At 68.4% G+C, this 14,986-nt stretch carries 15 protein-coding genes; 9 read left to right on the forward strand and 6 right to left on the reverse strand.

The genetic code is table 11. From position 1 onward, the window contains the following. Positions 1–353 precede the first annotated feature (353 nt). Both DMB42_RS02275 and DMB42_RS02280 read right to left on the reverse strand, forming a co-directional pair. Positions 354–1,019 (reverse strand): response regulator transcription factor, encoded by a 666-nt coding sequence (locus tag DMB42_RS02275; protein WP_125630050.1) that lies wholly within the window; start codon positions 1,017–1,019, stop codon positions 354–356. Next, positions 1,004–2,146, reverse strand: a complete 1,143-nt coding sequence (locus tag DMB42_RS02280) for a sensor histidine kinase (RefSeq protein ID WP_260477434.1) — start codon at positions 2,144–2,146, stop codon at positions 1,004–1,006. Before DMB42_RS02280 ends, DMB42_RS02275 begins: the two co-directional genes overlap by 16 nt. A 155-nt stretch (positions 2,147–2,301) precedes the next feature. Between DMB42_RS02280 and DMB42_RS02285 the strand changes: the two genes are divergently transcribed. The 3 genes from DMB42_RS02285 (at position 2,302) to DMB42_RS02295 (ending at position 5,902) form a co-directional block, all read left to right on the forward strand. Next, positions 2,302–3,210 carry an ATP-binding cassette domain-containing protein gene (locus DMB42_RS02285; RefSeq protein ID WP_125630052.1) on the forward strand — a complete coding sequence of 303 codons (909 nt, stop codon included), beginning with the start codon at positions 2,302–2,304 and terminating at the stop codon, positions 3,208–3,210. Further along, the gene (locus tag DMB42_RS02290) at positions 3,207–5,459 is read left to right on the forward strand and encodes an alpha/beta fold hydrolase (RefSeq protein ID WP_125630054.1); all 2,253 of its coding nucleotides are present in this window, start codon (positions 3,207–3,209) and stop codon (positions 5,457–5,459) included. The genes DMB42_RS02285 and DMB42_RS02290 overlap by 4 nt, the downstream gene beginning before the upstream one ends. A gap of 197 nt (positions 5,460–5,656) precedes the next feature. Beyond that, complete coding sequence (locus DMB42_RS02295; RefSeq protein ID WP_125630056.1) at positions 5,657–5,902, forward strand: hypothetical protein; 246 nt, start codon at positions 5,657–5,659, stop codon at positions 5,900–5,902. A gap of 392 nt (positions 5,903–6,294) precedes the next feature. On the opposite strand, the gene DMB42_RS02300 is transcribed toward DMB42_RS02295, so the two are convergent. The 3 genes from DMB42_RS02300 to DMB42_RS02310 all read right to left on the reverse strand — a co-directional run bounded on the left by DMB42_RS02300 (position 6,295) and on the right by DMB42_RS02310 (position 7,976). Continuing rightward, the gene (locus DMB42_RS02300) at positions 6,295–6,747 is read right to left on the reverse strand and encodes a DUF402 domain-containing protein (RefSeq protein WP_125630058.1); all 453 of its coding nucleotides are present in this window, start codon (positions 6,745–6,747) and stop codon (positions 6,295–6,297) included. A gap of 84 nt (positions 6,748–6,831) precedes the next feature. Then, a complete protein-coding gene (locus DMB42_RS54090; RefSeq protein WP_125630060.1) occupies positions 6,832–7,119 on the reverse strand; it encodes an HIT family protein in 288 nt (95 codons plus the stop codon). A gap of 41 nt (positions 7,120–7,160) precedes the next feature. After that, positions 7,161–7,976 carry a hypothetical protein gene (locus tag DMB42_RS02310; RefSeq protein WP_125630062.1) on the reverse strand — a complete coding sequence of 272 codons (816 nt, stop codon included), beginning with the start codon at positions 7,974–7,976 and terminating at the stop codon, positions 7,161–7,163. On the opposite strand from DMB42_RS02310, the gene DMB42_RS02315 reads away from it, so the two are divergent. The 5 genes from DMB42_RS02315 to DMB42_RS02335 all read left to right on the forward strand — a co-directional run bounded on the left by DMB42_RS02315 (position 7,965) and on the right by DMB42_RS02335 (position 12,427). Beyond that, positions 7,965–8,423: an AAA family ATPase gene (locus tag DMB42_RS02315; RefSeq protein ID WP_125630064.1), complete on the forward strand. Its 459-nt coding sequence runs from the start codon at positions 7,965–7,967 to the stop codon at positions 8,421–8,423. The genes DMB42_RS02310 and DMB42_RS02315 overlap by 12 nt on opposite strands. A 313-nt stretch (positions 8,424–8,736) precedes the next feature. Further along, positions 8,737–9,450 (forward strand): hypothetical protein, encoded by a 714-nt coding sequence (locus DMB42_RS02320; protein WP_125630066.1) that lies wholly within the window; start codon positions 8,737–8,739, stop codon positions 9,448–9,450. A gap of 108 nt (positions 9,451–9,558) precedes the next feature. Then, the gene (locus DMB42_RS02325) at positions 9,559–10,269 is read left to right on the forward strand and encodes a hypothetical protein (protein WP_125630068.1); all 711 of its coding nucleotides are present in this window, start codon (positions 9,559–9,561) and stop codon (positions 10,267–10,269) included. Positions 10,270–10,578: 309 nt separating this feature from the next. Beyond that, complete coding sequence (locus DMB42_RS02330; RefSeq protein ID WP_125630070.1) at positions 10,579–10,884, forward strand: hypothetical protein; 306 nt, start codon at positions 10,579–10,581, stop codon at positions 10,882–10,884. A 40-nt stretch (positions 10,885–10,924) separates the two neighbouring features. Continuing rightward, positions 10,925–12,427 (forward strand): hypothetical protein, encoded by a 1,503-nt coding sequence (locus DMB42_RS02335; protein WP_125630072.1) that lies wholly within the window; start codon positions 10,925–10,927, stop codon positions 12,425–12,427. Between the two features lie 338 nt (positions 12,428–12,765). On the opposite strand, the gene DMB42_RS02345 is transcribed toward DMB42_RS02335, so the two are convergent. Then, positions 12,766–13,953: an FAD-dependent oxidoreductase gene (locus tag DMB42_RS02345; protein ID WP_125630074.1), complete on the reverse strand. Its 1,188-nt coding sequence runs from the start codon at positions 13,951–13,953 to the stop codon at positions 12,766–12,768. A 65-nt stretch (positions 13,954–14,018) separates the two neighbouring features. Between DMB42_RS02345 and DMB42_RS02350 the strand changes: the two genes are divergently transcribed. Continuing rightward, complete coding sequence (locus tag DMB42_RS02350) at positions 14,019–14,669, forward strand: TetR/AcrR family transcriptional regulator (RefSeq protein WP_125630076.1); 651 nt, start codon at positions 14,019–14,021, stop codon at positions 14,667–14,669. The last annotated feature ends 317 nt before the right edge of the window (positions 14,670–14,986 follow it).

Raw genomic sequence — 14,986 nt, forward strand, 5'->3', positions numbered from 1 at the left:
CCGAAATTGTCGGCGCTGTGCGGCATGCTGTCGCCCTGTCGTTCTCCCTTTGAGCGCCCAGGACGGTGCAGCATGTTTGGCGAGGTCGGAGCGAGCGTGGGCTGAGTTCCAGACTGCTGTAGTTATCTTTGGTGACTCTCAGTCGTGCAGCAAGTACTTCAAGTAGTGTGGGCCGCTACTTGACGCACAGTATCTGGGGGTCCGTACGGCATGTTGGGCAGGTCAGGCGCGGCCGAGCGGCACTACCGGGCTGAACGAGCGGTGGCCCCCGATGAGTCGGTGTCGTGGGCGGTGGTCTTCGATGAGGACCTGGACGCGTCCAGTACCCCAACCTGCGCAATCGGACTGGGCGCTCAGAAGATCGGCGGCGCGGGCGCGGCCTGCAGGTAGGCCAGGACCGCCATGACGCGCCGGTTGTGGTCGTCGGACGGCGGCAGACCGAGCTTGGCGAAGATGTTGTTCGTATGCTTACCGACCGCCTTGTCGGTGATGTGGAAGCGGGCGGCGATCGCCAGGTTGGACATGCCCTCCGCCATGAGCGTGAGCACCTCACGCTCCCGGGGCGTCAGCGCGGCCAGGGGCTCGTCGCGGCTGCGGCGGGTGAGTAGCTGGAAGACGACCTCCGGGTCCATGGCGGTGCCGCCCGCGGCGACCTGGCGTACTGTGTCGACGAACCTGTCGACGTCGCCCACCCGGTCCTTCAGCAGGTAGCCCACCCCGCCGGAGTGGTCGGACAGCAGCTCCCTGGCGTAGAGCTGCTCCACGTACTGCGACAGGATCAGCACCGGCAGCCCCGGAACCTGGCGGCGCGCCTCCAGCGCGGCGCGCAGCCCCTCGTCGGTGAAGGAGGGCGGCAGCCGCACGTCGATCACGGACACGTCCGGGCGGTGCCGCAGCAGCGCCGCCAGCAGCATGGGGCCGTTGTCCACCGCCTCCACCACGGTGAAATCGTGCGCCGACAGGAGGCGGACCAGGCCATCCCGCAGCAGCGCGAGATCTTCGGCTATGACAACGCGCATGGGACCTCCATGGTCAGTTCGGTGGGGCCGCCCGGCGGGCTGATCACGGTGAGCCAGCCGTCGAAGGCGGACAGGCGGTGTTCGATGCCGCGTACGCCGGTGCCCTGATCGCGGCGGATCGCGCCGCGGCCGTCGTCGCCGATGGTCAGCCGCAGGACGCCGGCGGTGTGCCGCAGGCGTACCCAGGCGCGGGATGCCTCGCTGTGCTTGGTGACGTTGGTGAGCGCCTCAGTGGCGGCGAAGTACACGGCGGACTCGACGGGCGGCTCCGGGCGGCCGGGTAGGTCGATGTCGATCTCGACCGGCATGGGGCAGAGCAGCGCGGACGCCTCGATGGCGCCGGCCAGGCCGCGATCGGCCAGCACCGGCGGGTGGATGCCGCGTACCAGGTCGCGCAGGTCGGTCAGGGCCTGGCCGGCGACTTCCCTGGCCTCGTCGATCATCCGAGCCATCTCGGCCGGCTCGCCGATGCCGCGGGCCAGGCCGAGGTGCATGCGTACGGCGATGAGCTTGGCCTGTGCGCCGTCGTGCAGGTCGCGTTCGATGCGGCGCAGTTCGGCCGCGCGCGCGTCGACCACCGCGGCCCGTGACTCGGTCAGCACCTGGATCCGCGCGTCCGGCGTGGCCTCCGGCTCCAGCAGCCGCCGCGCCAGCCGCGCCTGCCCGGTACGGAACATCGGGATGGCCAGGAGGATGATTACCGCGATGTCCACGGAGGACATGCTGAGGGCGAACGTGTTCAGCGTGCTCGTCTCCTGCGGGCGTATCCAGAGGAACATGTAGTTCAGGGAAGCCAGCATCGCCCACATCACCAGGGCGAGGCCGGGGCCGATGACGCCGTGCGCGGCCAGCCAGATCAGCTCGCGCCGCAGGCGCGGCTCCGGCGTACGCCCTTCGCCGGCTCCGAGCACCCGGCTCGCCCAACGGCACTGGAAGCGGGCCAGGCGGTGGACGAGCCCGAGCACGCGGGTGAGCGGTGACCGCCCGAAAGCGGCGCTTGCCGGCAGCAGGACCAGCAAGGCCAGCGCCGCCAGGCCGGTCGCGGCGTTCAACCCCAGCGCCGCCAGCCCGGCCACCCAGTTCCACGCGTGGGCCGCGAAGCGCCGTACCGGTCGTATCTCCACCACTGATGCAGTCTGCCCTACCGGTGAGTGGAAGACGGTAGGGCTAGACCTACCACGCAAGGTGGTGATTTCGCACCTCTGCCGGTGGGCCGGCGCCCATGGAAAGCGGATCTTCCGGCCGCGAGGCTTTTCTCCGGCCCAGTGAATGAGGGGGAGATGTGATCGAAGTAAAGGAGCTGAGCATGCGGTACGGCCGCAAGCTCGCCGTGGACGACCTGTCGTTCTCGGTGAAACCGGGTCTGGTGACCGGATTCCTGGGGCCGAACGGCGCCGGCAAGTCCACGACCATGCGGGCGGTGCTCGGGCTGGAGGTCCCGGCCGCGGGCGAGGCGCTGGTGGACGGGAAGCCGTACGCGTCGCTGCGCCGTCCCATGCTGACGATGGGGGCACTGCTGGACGCGGGGGCGGTGCACGGCGGCCGTTCGGCCCGGGCCCATCTGGGCTGCCTGGCGCGCAGCAACGGCATCAAGGCCCGGCGGACGGGCGTGGTGCTCGACCAGGTCGGCCTGACGGAGGTCGCGGACCGGCGGATCGGCGAGTTCTCCCTAGGCATGAGGCAGCGCCTCGGGATCGCGGCGGCGCTGCTCGGCGACCCGGCGGTGCTGATGTTCGACGAGCCGCTGAACGGGCTGGACCCCGAGGGCATCCGCTGGATCCGCGACCTACTGCGCTCGCTCGCGGCCGAGGGCCGCACCGTGCTGCTGTCCAGCCATCTGATGAACGAGCTGGCCGTCACCGCCGACCACGTCGTCGTCATCGGCCGCGGCCGGCTGGTCGCCGACACCGCGATGGACGCGCTCGCCGCACAGTTCCAGCGCGATGTGCTGGTACGCACCGCGTACCCGGATCGGCTGATGGAGACCCTGCGCGCGCACAGCGCGACCGTGACCGTCGAGGACGGCGCTCTGCTCGTGCGCGGCCTGGACGCGACCGAGATCGGCGAACTGGCCCTGCGGACGGGCATCGCGCTGCGCGAGCTGACGCCGCGCAACGCGTCACTGGAGGAGGCGTTCATGGAACTCACCGAGGACAGCGTCGAGTACGCCGCCACGAAGGCAGCCCGATGATGGACGTGATCGCTTCGGAGTGGCAGAAGCTGCGCTCGCTCCGGTCCAACGGTTATCTGCTGGCCGCTTCCGTGCTCGCGGTGCTGGCCTGTGCCGGGATGGCGTACCTGACGGGCCGGGGGTTCGACGGCCAGACGTTCGAGGAGCGGGTGGCCTTCCCCAGCAACGGGGCGGGGCTGGGGACCGGGTTGCCGGTGGCCTTCTTCGTGTTCAGCGCGCTGGGGGCGCTCACGATCACCTCCGAGTACGCGACCGGGATGATCCGTACGAGTCTGGCGGTGGTGCCGCGTCGGCAGGTGTTCCTGTTCGCCAAGGTCCCCGGCCTGGCGGCGGTCACCTTGATCGCCGGACAGGTGCTGGCGTTCGTCATGCACCTGGCGGCTCAGGCGGTGCTCGGCGACCGCGCCGGCCAGTTGCTGACCGACGGGGGCACCCTTGGGACCTCGCTGTCGGAGCCGGGCGTGCTCGTCACGGTGGTCGTCGCCGGGCTGTCCATGGCCGCCGCCGCGCTGGTCGGGCTCGGCGTGGGGGCGGCGATCCGGTCCACGCCGGGCAGCCTGGTCGCCCTGGTCATGATTTTTCTGGTCATTCCGGTCATCGCGCAGGCGTTGCCGTCTCCGCTGCGGTCGGAGGTGGGCTCGTACATGATGGAGAACCTGCCGGCGCAGGTCGCCGGGGTGAGCGGCCTGCTGCCGCCGGGGGCGGCGCTCGCGCTGCTCGTTGGCTATGTCGCCGCCGCGCTGACGGCGGGGGCCACGGTGACCGCGCTGCGGCGAGGCCGGATCAAGGTGCTGGCCGTCGGCGCGGCGGCCACCCTGCTGGCCGGGCTGATGGCGGTGCCAGCCGCCGGAGACTCCGCGACCTCCACGTTGGTCTGGGGGCGGTGCACCGGCAAGGACGCCCCCGAGATCATGCGCTGTACCACCATCGAGGTGCCCCTCGACTGGAAGAAGCCGGCCGGGCGGAAGATCACCCTGCCGCTCGCGCTGTTGCCCGCCACCGGTGTGCAGCGCCGGATCGGCACGGTCTTCTCCGTCCCCGGCGGCCCTGGCGCGTCGGGCATCGACGACCTCAACATGTTCCACGGCAAGTTCGCCAAGCTGCGCGACCGGTTTGACGTGATCAGCTTCGCACCGCGCAACACGGTCAAGCCCGGTTTCGGCCCGCTGTCGTACGAGTGCCTGTCCAACGGCCCGCTGATCACCCTGCCGGACGACCGCGCCGAGTACGCCGCGCTCGGGCGTACGAACCGCGAACGCGCGCAGCAGTGCCGGTCGGCGGATCCAGAGTTCTTCGACCACATGGACTCGGCCTCCAGCGCCCGGGACATCGAGGCCGTCCGCACCGCCCTGGGCGAGCGGCAGTTGAGCTTCCTGGCCAACTCCTACGGCGGGCATCCCGCGGTCTCCTACGCCCGCCTGTTCCCCTCCCGGATCCGCGCCATGGTCATGGACGGCACCACTAACCACATCGGCAGCATCGCCGACGAAGAGACCAACGCGTACGCGGACAATGAGAAGCAGCTGGAGCGGTTCGCCGCCTGGTGCCGTTCGTCCACGGCCTGTGCCCTGCACGGCCAGGACGTCGTCGCGGTGTGGCGCCGGCTGGTGACCGCCGCCGACATGAATCCGGTGCCGGCGATGACCGATCCGACCGGGGCCGCCTACAGCGGGTTCGACTTCAAGGTCGCCTCCGCCCCCAGCTTCACCTCGCCCGGCCCGGAACCCGCCGTTCCGCGCTGGGTCGAGCTGGCCGACGCGATCAAGAGAGCCGCCGTCGGCGACGCCTCCGGCTTCGCCGACTATGTCAGACGGGCCACGGGCAACCCCGAGGTGCCCTCGCTCATCGGGGGGAACATGACCGAGTGCCTGGACGGCAGGGCGTACAAGGGCTATGCGGAGTACATGAAGCTGCGACAGGAGTCAGAAAAGCTGTCGCCGAACTTCGCGGGGCACCGGGCATGGTGGCCGCTCGGTTGCGTCGGCTGGCCAGTCCCGGTCAGCAATCCGAGGGGGCCGTTGTCCGCCCGGGGGCTGGTGCCGTTCCTGGGGGTCGGGACCTGGACCGACCACGACAACGTGGCGAGCATCATCCACCACGTGCCGGGCTCCTCGAGCGTCAAGTACGAGGGCCACGGCCACATGATGTACACCTACGGCAACACCGGCTGCGTCACCGCCCACGTCAACCGCTATTTCATCAGCCTGCGACTCCCACCCCAGGGCACCACCTGTCAGGCCACCGGATGAACTGCTGAACCATCCACTATCTCCGTACGCGATGAAGGTGACCACGCACGTGTCGTTGTCTTCATCAGCCAATGTTCCACCGCACGTTCGCCCTGGTTTCCGGCGCGTTATTAAGCGCCTCCCCCGTGACCGGTCCGGCCTCGGCCGCCACCCCGCCCAGCGTCCTGACCTCCTTCGGGTAGTCGTTCCTTGAGTTGATGTTCAGTTACTCGCTCTCGACGGACAATGTCACGCCGAAGGCCGCCATCACGTACGAGCTGTATCTCGACGGTGTTTTCGAGAGCGACATCGTCCCGTTCATCCGCCCCGAATTCCCGAACAGCTCCATGGCCTTCGCCTACGCTGACGAGCCCGGACCGGTCACGCTCACGTTGCTGGCGGTGGACACGGTCGGCAACAAGTTCGCGCCGAGCAACGCGATCACCGTCACGGCAGTCGACTAAACCCCGAAAAAGCACGACTCCCCTCGATGTGTAACACGGCGCTGTTGGATGGAGGCGCTCAAGCTGCTCATTGCGATCCATGTCGCTGAGGGTATTTCTTTACTCGTAATTGGAGCGAAGGGGTTTCGATGGTTATCTAGTGTTGTCAAGCGAACCTGCTGGTCAGCCTGTTGAAGGGCTGTCAGTCACGTCAGGCAAGTAGCCTGCCCGCATCGGCTCAGGACGTCATTGCTGGGCGGTGGATTCGTCTGGGAGGCGTCCCCGGAGGACCTGGGACGAAGTCAGGTCATATCCCTGGCCCTGGCAGCACGTCGGCCCTTGGTGATTGTTCGAAGAAGCAAGGAAGCGACTCAAGCACTGCGATGCTGGCTGGCGGAAACTGGTGCGGAGGATCAACGGAACCCTCCTCGTTTGCACGCAGGTGTCGGTCGATGAAGCGTTGCGTTCTGCGCAGGACCGTAGCGCACTGAGCGGCTGTGATGGCCCTGGTGGAGGGCATCAGCAAGCTCGTCGAGGTCCAGGACGTGGTAACGATCAGCACCGGGTGGCACCAGGAAGTCAACGTAGAGGTCCTGGACGACAAGTCCAGCCTCGGTCACTTCAACCTCGACCAGGTCGATGTACCACCACCCCTCAACCAGGCCCTCGAACACGACGGGCCTGGTCAACTGGATGCCTTGGTCGAGCAGTAGGAAGCTGCGATCGATGGTCGGCCGTCCGGGCACTTGATACTCGGGCAAGAGCTGCGCGTCGTAGGCGACAACTTCTCCGATCCGGCGGTCGGGACACCATTGACCCGTTCGGTGAAAGACCCAGACGCTCTCGATGAGCGGCGTTGTGGTCATCTCGTGACCCCTCTCATGACCTAACGAGGTTCGGCCGGCCGAAGCGACCCATCGACAATGATCGCCTGGGTGGACTACTCGCCTTCAGCGCCAAGCCCTTATCTCCTCGGCCAACCCCTTGAGGGACTCGACCGGGTGCTCAGCCTCCGTCCACGGCGGCGTGAGGTCGGTGGGCTCGAAGCGGGGCACCACGTGGAGGTGGAAGTGGAAGACGCTCTGCCAGGCCGTCTCGCCGCTGGCGTGCCAGAGGTTCACTCCAGGAGCCCCGAGCGCGCCGGCGGCGATGTCGGCGTAGCTGACCTCGCGCCCGTGGTTGCAGCGCAGCCAGATCATCACGTCCGCGACGTCCTTCTCGGCCTGCGTGAAGCCCATTGCGTCGCGCTGTGAGGTCCGCCGAGAGGTCTGCCGGCCGCTCACAGCAGTCCGCCGTTCTCGTCCGGGAACGCCGCCGCCGCCGCGTCGTCCAGGGCGGAGCCGGTGGCTAGGTCCCGGACGGCGGCGATGGTCGCTTCGGCGCCGTCGCAGAGTTCGGCGATGGCCTCGGCGCGATCGGCGGTGAAGCGGATCTGCTGCTTGTGCAGTCGCGCCAGTGCCCGCGAGGCGGCCATGCGGATCTCGGCCATGGCGTTGAAGACGTCCATGGACGCCTCGGCCTCAGACCCGTCGCGGGCCGCGCGGGCTTCGGCGGCGAGCGACTCCCGCTCCCGGTGCAGGGCCTCGCCGTACTCGTTGTCGTATTCGCTCTGCCGCTGGCGGGTGACGTCAGCGGCGGCCGGGCGGTCGGCCGCATCAGCGGCGGCCTGGCGGGCGTCGAACTCCGCTAGGGCCTCCCGCGCCGCCACCCGGGTCGCCTCGTCGGCCAGCAGGGCGGTCTTGACCGCCTTGGGGTGGCCGATGACGTAGGTAATGGCCGACGGGCGCGTGCCGGACGTGGCCGCCTCCCGCTCGATCGCCTCCCGCCGCTCGGGCGAGATGGACCGGCCATCCAAACTGCGGTAATAGCCGTCCTCGCCATAAAACGGATACTGCTTGGCATCGGGGAGTTCGACGTCTGTGCCCAGCTGCAGGGCCATCGCGGGGGGAACGACACCTTCGGCGGCCAGGCGATTCCATGCCTGCCAGAGGGCCAGGACTCGCTTGGCGCTGGTGCCGGCCAGGCGGGCGAACTCGCGGGCGCTGACGCGCCGGAAGGTGTTTCGGTCGAAACACCTGGACTGATGTTCGTGCACGCGCTGACCCCCTTCGCGGAACTGCTCATCGTCGATGAGGCCGATAGGCTCAAGACCGCTGGCCTGGAACAACTGCGCGACCATTACGACCGCAGCCGCCTCGGCATGATCCTCATCGGCATGCCCGGCCTCGAGAAACGCCTGGCTCGCTACCCCCAGCTCTACAGCCGGCTCGGATTCGTCCACGAATACCGGCCGCTGTCCGCCGACGAACTCACCTTCGTCCTGCAGCGCCACTGGGCCGCCCTCGGACTACCGCTGTCCGCCGACGACTTCACTGACGCCGAAGCCATCGCCGCCGTCCACCGCATCACCACCGGCAACTTCCGGCTCCTGCAACGCCTCTTCGCCCGGATCAGCCGAATCCTGGAGATCAACGACCTGCACACCATCACCAAGGAAGTCGTCGAGACCGCCCGCGAATCCCTCGTCATCGGCTCCCTGTAGCGAGCCCCTCGGGGTCGTAAACCGTTCGATTTACGGCACCTCCCTGGGCAGGTGCGATGTCATGCGCGATCAGCATCAGCAGTAACAGGTGGAGTGAACGACGCGAGGAAGTAAGGGCACCTTCCAAGCTCGCTAGGAAAGCAACCTCATGAGCCGACGTTCACGACGCAAGCAGACCAAACCGCCGCCCGGCCGTTCGGCCTCGAACCGCCAGGCCGAGACAGAGCCCGATGCCCACACCCTGGTCGAGAGGTTCGCGCACGATTCTCCGGCTGGCTTCCGAGAGCGCCTTCGAGCCCGCCTGCGCGATCCATTGCCGATCCTGACGCTTCTTCTAGCTGGCCTAATCGTTCCCGCGGGATCGGTTCCGCAGTACTTTGTCGATCCCAGAACGCTTCCTCCTGGATGGAAGGAAGCCGTTGCTATATTCGCCTTCGCGGTCGTATTCTCCGCCACAGCCACGCTGGCCTTCCTCGGCTACCTTCTAGTTCTCCAGCGAGCGGCGCGCTCTGCCCAGATCATCGGCCGGTTCAAGGTGGCATCCGACGAGCTCATGACTATGGTGGCCAGCTACGCTGGCGTGAGGGCCATCCTTGGCACTCTACTCGGCCTCCGGCTGGCAGCGCCGCTCCAGGTAGCCCTCCCGCTGAACCCGACACCGCCGCCGACGTTCATGGAGTACATCAGTCTCCTCGGCAACATGATCACCATTGTGACGCTGGTCATGATCTCGTCGTGCTGGGGGCTGGTCATCCACATCATCGTGCAAGCTTGGAAGGACGATGGGGCGTCCCACCCGAGCCGCACCATTCAGATACGCTGGCTTGCGACCAGCCCAGCGGTGAGGCTCATTGCGCTAGTTCTCCTGGTATGGGTGGGAGTGGGGATTCCAGCCGGGTCTGCAGCCAGCACAATGATGTTGCAACCGCCCGCAGCAAGCCCGACACCAACCCCGCGACCTCCCGCCCCGGCGAGTTCCACACCCACACCCACACCTGATGTGAGTTCCACGCCGACGCGGCGCTGATTGTATTCCTAGCTCGCTAACAGCTCCTAACGGAATGACTTTCGCTGTGCCCCCTGCCCCGTCTCGACACCGGAGAACTTTGCAGCAGGATCACGCATCTAACAGCTCATGATCGACATGTCGGGCAAGAGAGCGATGATAGCGGTGATCGCAACGGCGGTCATGGTGGCCTCGGCGGTCGGCGCGGCCAGTACGGCCCAGGCGGAGACCGTCAAGATCCCCAAAGGGTTTCTGCTGACCGAGGCCGAGGCGACCAAGCCCCTCACTGAGGATCAGGCGGCCGATGAGTGGTGGACGGTCAGCGACAAACTGACCAAGCCGCTTGAGCTCAACCCCTGCCGCTCCAAGGAGAAGCCCCGCGATGGCCGCATCGCGATGCGGACCATCATCGGGGGGACCAGCGCCCCCTCGTACGTCACCGAGCAGCTCGTGCTGTATCCCAGCGCGAAGAACGCCAGGGCCGCGTTCCGCAAGCTCCGCGCCGACGTGGAAAAATGCGCTAAGGCGAAGGCTCCGCAGACGGCGACCGTGGCCGGGGACTTTCACCGCTACACCGGCAAGAAGGTGAACATCGCAGACGAGGCCCTGCTGGTCAAGGGGAGCTCCTACGAAAGGGGCACGGAGGAACCCCTCAAGGGCGAGCTGTACATCTCCGGCGGAGAGCGGTACGTCGTCGTCCGCCGCGGGAGCGCCTTGGTCCTCTACACCGCCGACTCCTACTGGGCTGGCGAGGACACGACCAAGATACTCACCAACAGGGCGAAGAGGATGGCCAAGAAGGTCTGCGACCTTCCCGGCGTGTGTACTCGGCGAGGATGATTGCCGGCTCTCGGCCGGTGTCCGGCAACGCTCGGCCGGCCAAGCGCGGCGGCGCCCTCGCCATCCTGCGCGGCACTCGCGCCCGGCGACGTCGTATCGTGCGCTACGAGGGCCCGGTGGGCGGCCTCGGACGGCGCGGTGACCGTTTGACGGTGGGTTCCCGTCCACCCTGGTGAACCTGTCACCGGGTGCCCGCGGCGTCGGCGCCGCCCGACTGAGTAGGGATTACTCAGGCCGCGCGGCGTCCGGCGGCGGAGGCTGGTTCTGGAACGACTCCAGAAGATCAACAGCTGTCGGGCAGGAGAATCCATGGACACGCATTGGGGCACGATGCGCCGCCGCTACACGCGGGCCGCAGCGCGGGCGCAGGCGATGACCGCGCTGAGCACGGCCGGATACGAGGTCTGGAGCGACCCGGCCGGCGACGAGTACTTCGTCCTGGGCGGCAACGACCAGGTGAACGTGACGATTGTGATCGTCCCCGAGGGGGACGACGAGTGCTTCCTCGCCGTCATCGCCAACAGCTCCAACGGCACGGCCGAGAGCGCACGCAACAGGGTCCGCAGCCTCATCCCGGACCTGGCGGCTCCCGCACCGATGCCCCACCTGCCGTAGGTCCGGTCGTCCGACAGAAGGGAGCACGATCATGGTTCAGGTGGCCCCGACATTCGGCCCGTGGTCGAGCAACGCGAACAGCGTCGTCAGCACCTGGGTGCCCAACGGCGACACGCCGCTGGGCTACCGCATCTGGGTGAACCCGTTCGACCTGCGGGTCACGATCGACGTCGACCTCGCCGTGTTCACGGCCGATCCCTCGGTCGGAGGGTGGGGGGGCCGGTACACCTGGACCAACCTGCCCAGCGACCGTCAGATGACATTCATCGTGGCGTGCGTGTACCCGGGAGGAGTGATCGCGGCCAACAGCTTCCAGGCGCGTACCCTACCCTCGGCGACCGCTCCGGTGGAGCCGCCACCGCCGCCCGCCGGCCATTTCCGTGCAGTCGGGAGCATCGGCGGGACCGTCGAACTGACGTGGGACCGCGTCAACGCGGCGACCGTGAGGGAGCTGTTCGTGGTCCGGCTGGGGCCGGAGGTGAGGTTGTTCAGCTCGCCCGGGGCCTCCGACCCGGGACGATTCACCGACCACGTGGGCGGGCCGGGCGACTACACGTACATGTTGCGGACCATCGCCCCGCACGGGGCCTTCACGGACGTACGGGCGACGGCGACGGTCGTCCCGGCTCCAGCTCCGATGCCACACTTGCCGGGCTGGTCGGAACGGCGCGGGATCGGCATGAGCCACGGTGTCCCGATACCGGCGATGACCGCCGTCTCATGGGGGCCGAACCGCATCGACGCGGCATGGAGCTCGTTCTCGGACTTCAAGAAGATCGCCAGGGCGGCCTGGACCGGGGCGGCGTTCGAGTCCCAGCCGGGGCCGGCGGGGCCGGGCGACGGGAGCGGTGACTCCCCCGCCATCGGCTCGATGGCCCTCAGCTCGCTGGGCCCGGGGCATCTGGACTTCCTTTACGCACACCCTGGGACGGGCCCCTGGCATCGCTGGTGGAACGGGCAGTCGTGGACGGCGCCCGAGAACCTGGGCTGGGGGTCGATCAACGGGCTCTGCGCCGTGGGGTGGCCCGCGTCGGACCAGTTGCACGTGTTCTACACCACCGCGAGCGGAGGCAGCCGCCTCCTGCACCACCGCTGGAGCGGCGGCGTCTGGTCCGGCGAGGAGGACTGGGGCGGGACTGTGCAGGGGCGGCCCACGGCCGCGTCCTGGGGCGAAGGAAGGCTGGACGTCTTCTACCGATCCCCCGCGAACCATCTCATGCACCAATGGCTGGACTCCGGGGTGCGGGGCGCGGAGGAGGACTTGGGCGACTCTCTCACCTGCGACCCGGCAGCGGTCGCCGACCGGTTCGGGTCACTCCATGTGTTCTACAACTCCGGAGGGCGCCTGGTCGATCGGCGATGGAACACCAGCGGCCACGGCTGGGACCGTCCTGCCGAACCGCTGGACCACACCGCCACCGGGCCCCTCGACGAGAAGCGCGCCCCAGCCGTCGCGTCCTGGGGGCCGGGCAGGGTCGACGTGTTCTTCGTCCGCTTCGACCAGGGGGCGGTCCCGTACGTCTATCACATGTCCTATCACTGACCGGTGGCCCGGATCACACTCGTTGGTTGCCAGGGATCGCGCGTCTGTCCGGTTCAGGAGGTGAGAGCATCCAGAGGAGAACGTCGGAGGGGATCGTCCCGTCTGCCGGCCCGGCCGCCCGGGCCGGCACGAACCCCCGGCGGCCCCTCCCGGTGCCGGCCGTGGCCGTCGCGTGCAGCGCCGGCGTGGCCGTCCCGGGCATCGGCAAGCGCCCGGCGTGCACCGCTGGAACGTTGGGGCCGCGTTGACATGTCCGAAGCACTCGAAACGCGCGAGGACGTCTGCCATACGTCCGGTCTTCCCGGCCCAGGGCGATCCACAGACGGGCGGGAGACGGGTCACCCCTTGTGCATTGGGCCTTCGAGCGATACCGGCGTCCAATCAGCGGTTCGGACCAGTTCCCTCAGCCCGACGCTTGCCGGCAGGAGCCGCATCGCGGTGTTGCGCGCCATGATGACCAGCCTGTTCTCCAGCTGTGCTCCCATCCGCCCCACCCGGCGGGCGTTCCGCGCGACGGCCTGGGTCCGCGGTCGCCGCGCGTGATCGTAGCGGGCGAGCGCGGAGGCCGGATCGGGTCCGGCTCGCAGCTCGGCGGCAAGGACGACGGCGTCCTCGAGCGCCATGCCGGCCCCCTGCCCGAGGTGTGGCTGCATCGCGTGGGCCGCGTCCCCGATCAGGACCGTCCTGCCGCGGACATAGCTCGGCAACGGGGCGACCAGGTCGAAGATGTCGTGGCGCAGCACGGCCTCGGGCGGCGTGGCCGCGAGCACGGCTGGAATGGGATCATGCCAGGAGCCGAATCGCGCCCGTACTTCTCCTAGTTCATCGGCGTACCGCGTGCCACGTGACGCATTGGCCAGGGCGTGCCACTCTATCCGTCCGCCGCTCAGCGATGAGAAGCCGAACTCCATGCCACGGCCCCAGGTCTGATCGATGCCCCGCGGGGATTCGACAGATTCGCTCGTCACGCCCCGCCAGACGGTCGCACCGCTGTAGGCCGTGCCAGAATGCTCCGGCCACATCTGTGACCGCACCCAGCTGTTCAGCCCGTCGGCTCCGATGACGATGTCCGCGTCGAGTACGGCGTCGCCGTCCGAGGTGGTGAAGTGGACCCGGGCTCCCGTGCCGTCCTGCTCCAGCGCTCTGATCAGCGCGCCCGGCACCAGGGCGTCGGATGGCAGGGCCTGGGCCAGCACGTTGTGCAGCTCGGGACGGAGAAACGAGTAGACCGCCGTCCCCAGTCGGTCCTCGATGGCGGCGTCATCCATGGGTGTCAGCAGCCGGCCTGATGGGGCGGAGATCTTACCCCCGGACTGACGGCGCCCGACGTCGCGTACGGCAGCGCCCATTCCCAGCGAGTCGAGCGCGCGCAATCCGTTGGCCAGCAGCGAGATGCCTGCCCCGATCGCCCCGAAGACGGGATCCCTCTCCAGCACCGTGACCCGCCATCCGATGCGCCGCAGCCCGACGGCGACGGCCAGCCCCGCGATACCGCCACCGACGACAATCGCCGATCTCTCGTACATGACGCTCCCTTCTACATTTGTAGAAGAGGATACTACGCATGTAGAAGGCAAAGGGAGAGCGAGAGATGACGGAGCACCGGGATCGCCGCGCCGTACTGGCCGACGCGGCCATCGAGCTGGTGGCCGCGCGCGGGATACGCGGGCTCACCCACCGCGCGGTCGACGCCCAGGCAGGGATGCCCTCCGGCACCACCTCGGCCTACTACCGGACGTGGAAAGCCCTGCTCACCGGGCTGGTACGGCGACTCGCCGACCTGGACAGGATCGACCTGGAACGCCGCGCCCTGGCAGCGGAAGGACCACTGCTGGGGGAGCCGCAGGACATTCCCGTGACCGCAGACGGGGTGAACCGTCTGGCCGAGGCCACGGCCGCGGTCATCGACCACTGGCTCAGCGCGGGCCGCACCCGCACACTCGCTCGCCACGTCTGTGCTCTTGAGGCCGCCCATGACCCCGAATTGCGTGAACTGCTGGCCCCGCACAACGACGCCGCGCGAGCATCGGCGAGCGCGTTCCTGGCTCGTGCCGGAGTTCGGGACACCGACCGCCGTGGTCGCGACTACGTCGCATGCATCAACGGACTGATCCTCGACCGCCTCGTCGGCGTGGGAGCGTCCATCGCGCCACTCCCCGGCACTCAGGAGAGCAGAGACGAACTCCACCAAAGCATCCGCTCGCTGCTGGAGGCCATGATCCGGCCGGAGGGAAGCCGATAGGCGAGGAGCCGTCCCCGACCTGATCGAGGACGTGCACGCCCGGGTCTACGAGGTGCGCCGCGTCCACCTGCAGCTCAAACGCGAGGGCACCGTCGTCCGACGTCGCCGAACATGCCCGGCAGCCGTTCGGACTCGGCGGCTCGATCGACCGGACCCGGAGCTCGGCCGGTGCCGCTCGATCGTGCGGCCGCTCCACTCGTACTGTAAGGCCCAACTGCTGAGGAGCCGGAGCGCTTGCGCGGTCGGGGAGCCCGGCTCGACGTTGTAGACGCACAAGGTCTGGTCGGGGTCGCCCGGAGGAACTCGTAGTGGAAGTG

The sequence above is a fragment of the Nonomuraea sp. WAC 01424 genome (assembly GCF_003947315.1).
In the GTDB taxonomy this organism is placed as follows: Bacteria; Actinomycetota; Actinomycetes; order Streptosporangiales; family Streptosporangiaceae; genus Nonomuraea; species Nonomuraea spiralis.

What these genes read in the sequence shown, in the direction of transcription:
- DMB42_RS02275 (WP_125630050.1), bottom strand. Translation starts at nt 1,019, where the DNA reads ATGCGCGTTGTCATAGCCGAAGATCTCGCGCTGCTGCGGGATGGCCTG.
- DMB42_RS02300 (WP_125630058.1), bottom strand. Translation starts at nt 6,747, where the DNA reads ATGACCACAACGCCGCTCATCGAGAGCGTCTGGGTCTTTCACCGAACG.
- DMB42_RS02295 (WP_125630056.1), top strand. Translation starts at nt 5,657, where the DNA reads ATGTTCAGTTACTCGCTCTCGACGGACAATGTCACGCCGAAGGCCGCC.
- DMB42_RS02345 (WP_125630074.1), bottom strand. Translation starts at nt 13,953, where the DNA reads ATGTACGAGAGATCGGCGATTGTCGTCGGTGGCGGTATCGCGGGGCTG.
- DMB42_RS02290 (WP_125630054.1), top strand. Translation starts at nt 3,207, where the DNA reads ATGATGGACGTGATCGCTTCGGAGTGGCAGAAGCTGCGCTCGCTCCGG.
- DMB42_RS02330 (WP_125630070.1), top strand. Translation starts at nt 10,579, where the DNA reads ATGGACACGCATTGGGGCACGATGCGCCGCCGCTACACGCGGGCCGCA.
- DMB42_RS02315 (WP_125630064.1), top strand. Translation starts at nt 7,965, where the DNA reads ATGTTCGTGCACGCGCTGACCCCCTTCGCGGAACTGCTCATCGTCGAT.
- DMB42_RS02325 (WP_125630068.1), top strand. Translation starts at nt 9,559, where the DNA reads ATGATCGACATGTCGGGCAAGAGAGCGATGATAGCGGTGATCGCAACG.
- DMB42_RS02350 (WP_125630076.1), top strand. Translation starts at nt 14,019, where the DNA reads ATGACGGAGCACCGGGATCGCCGCGCCGTACTGGCCGACGCGGCCATC.
- DMB42_RS54090 (WP_125630060.1), bottom strand. Translation starts at nt 7,119, where the DNA reads ATGGGCTTCACGCAGGCCGAGAAGGACGTCGCGGACGTGATGATCTGG.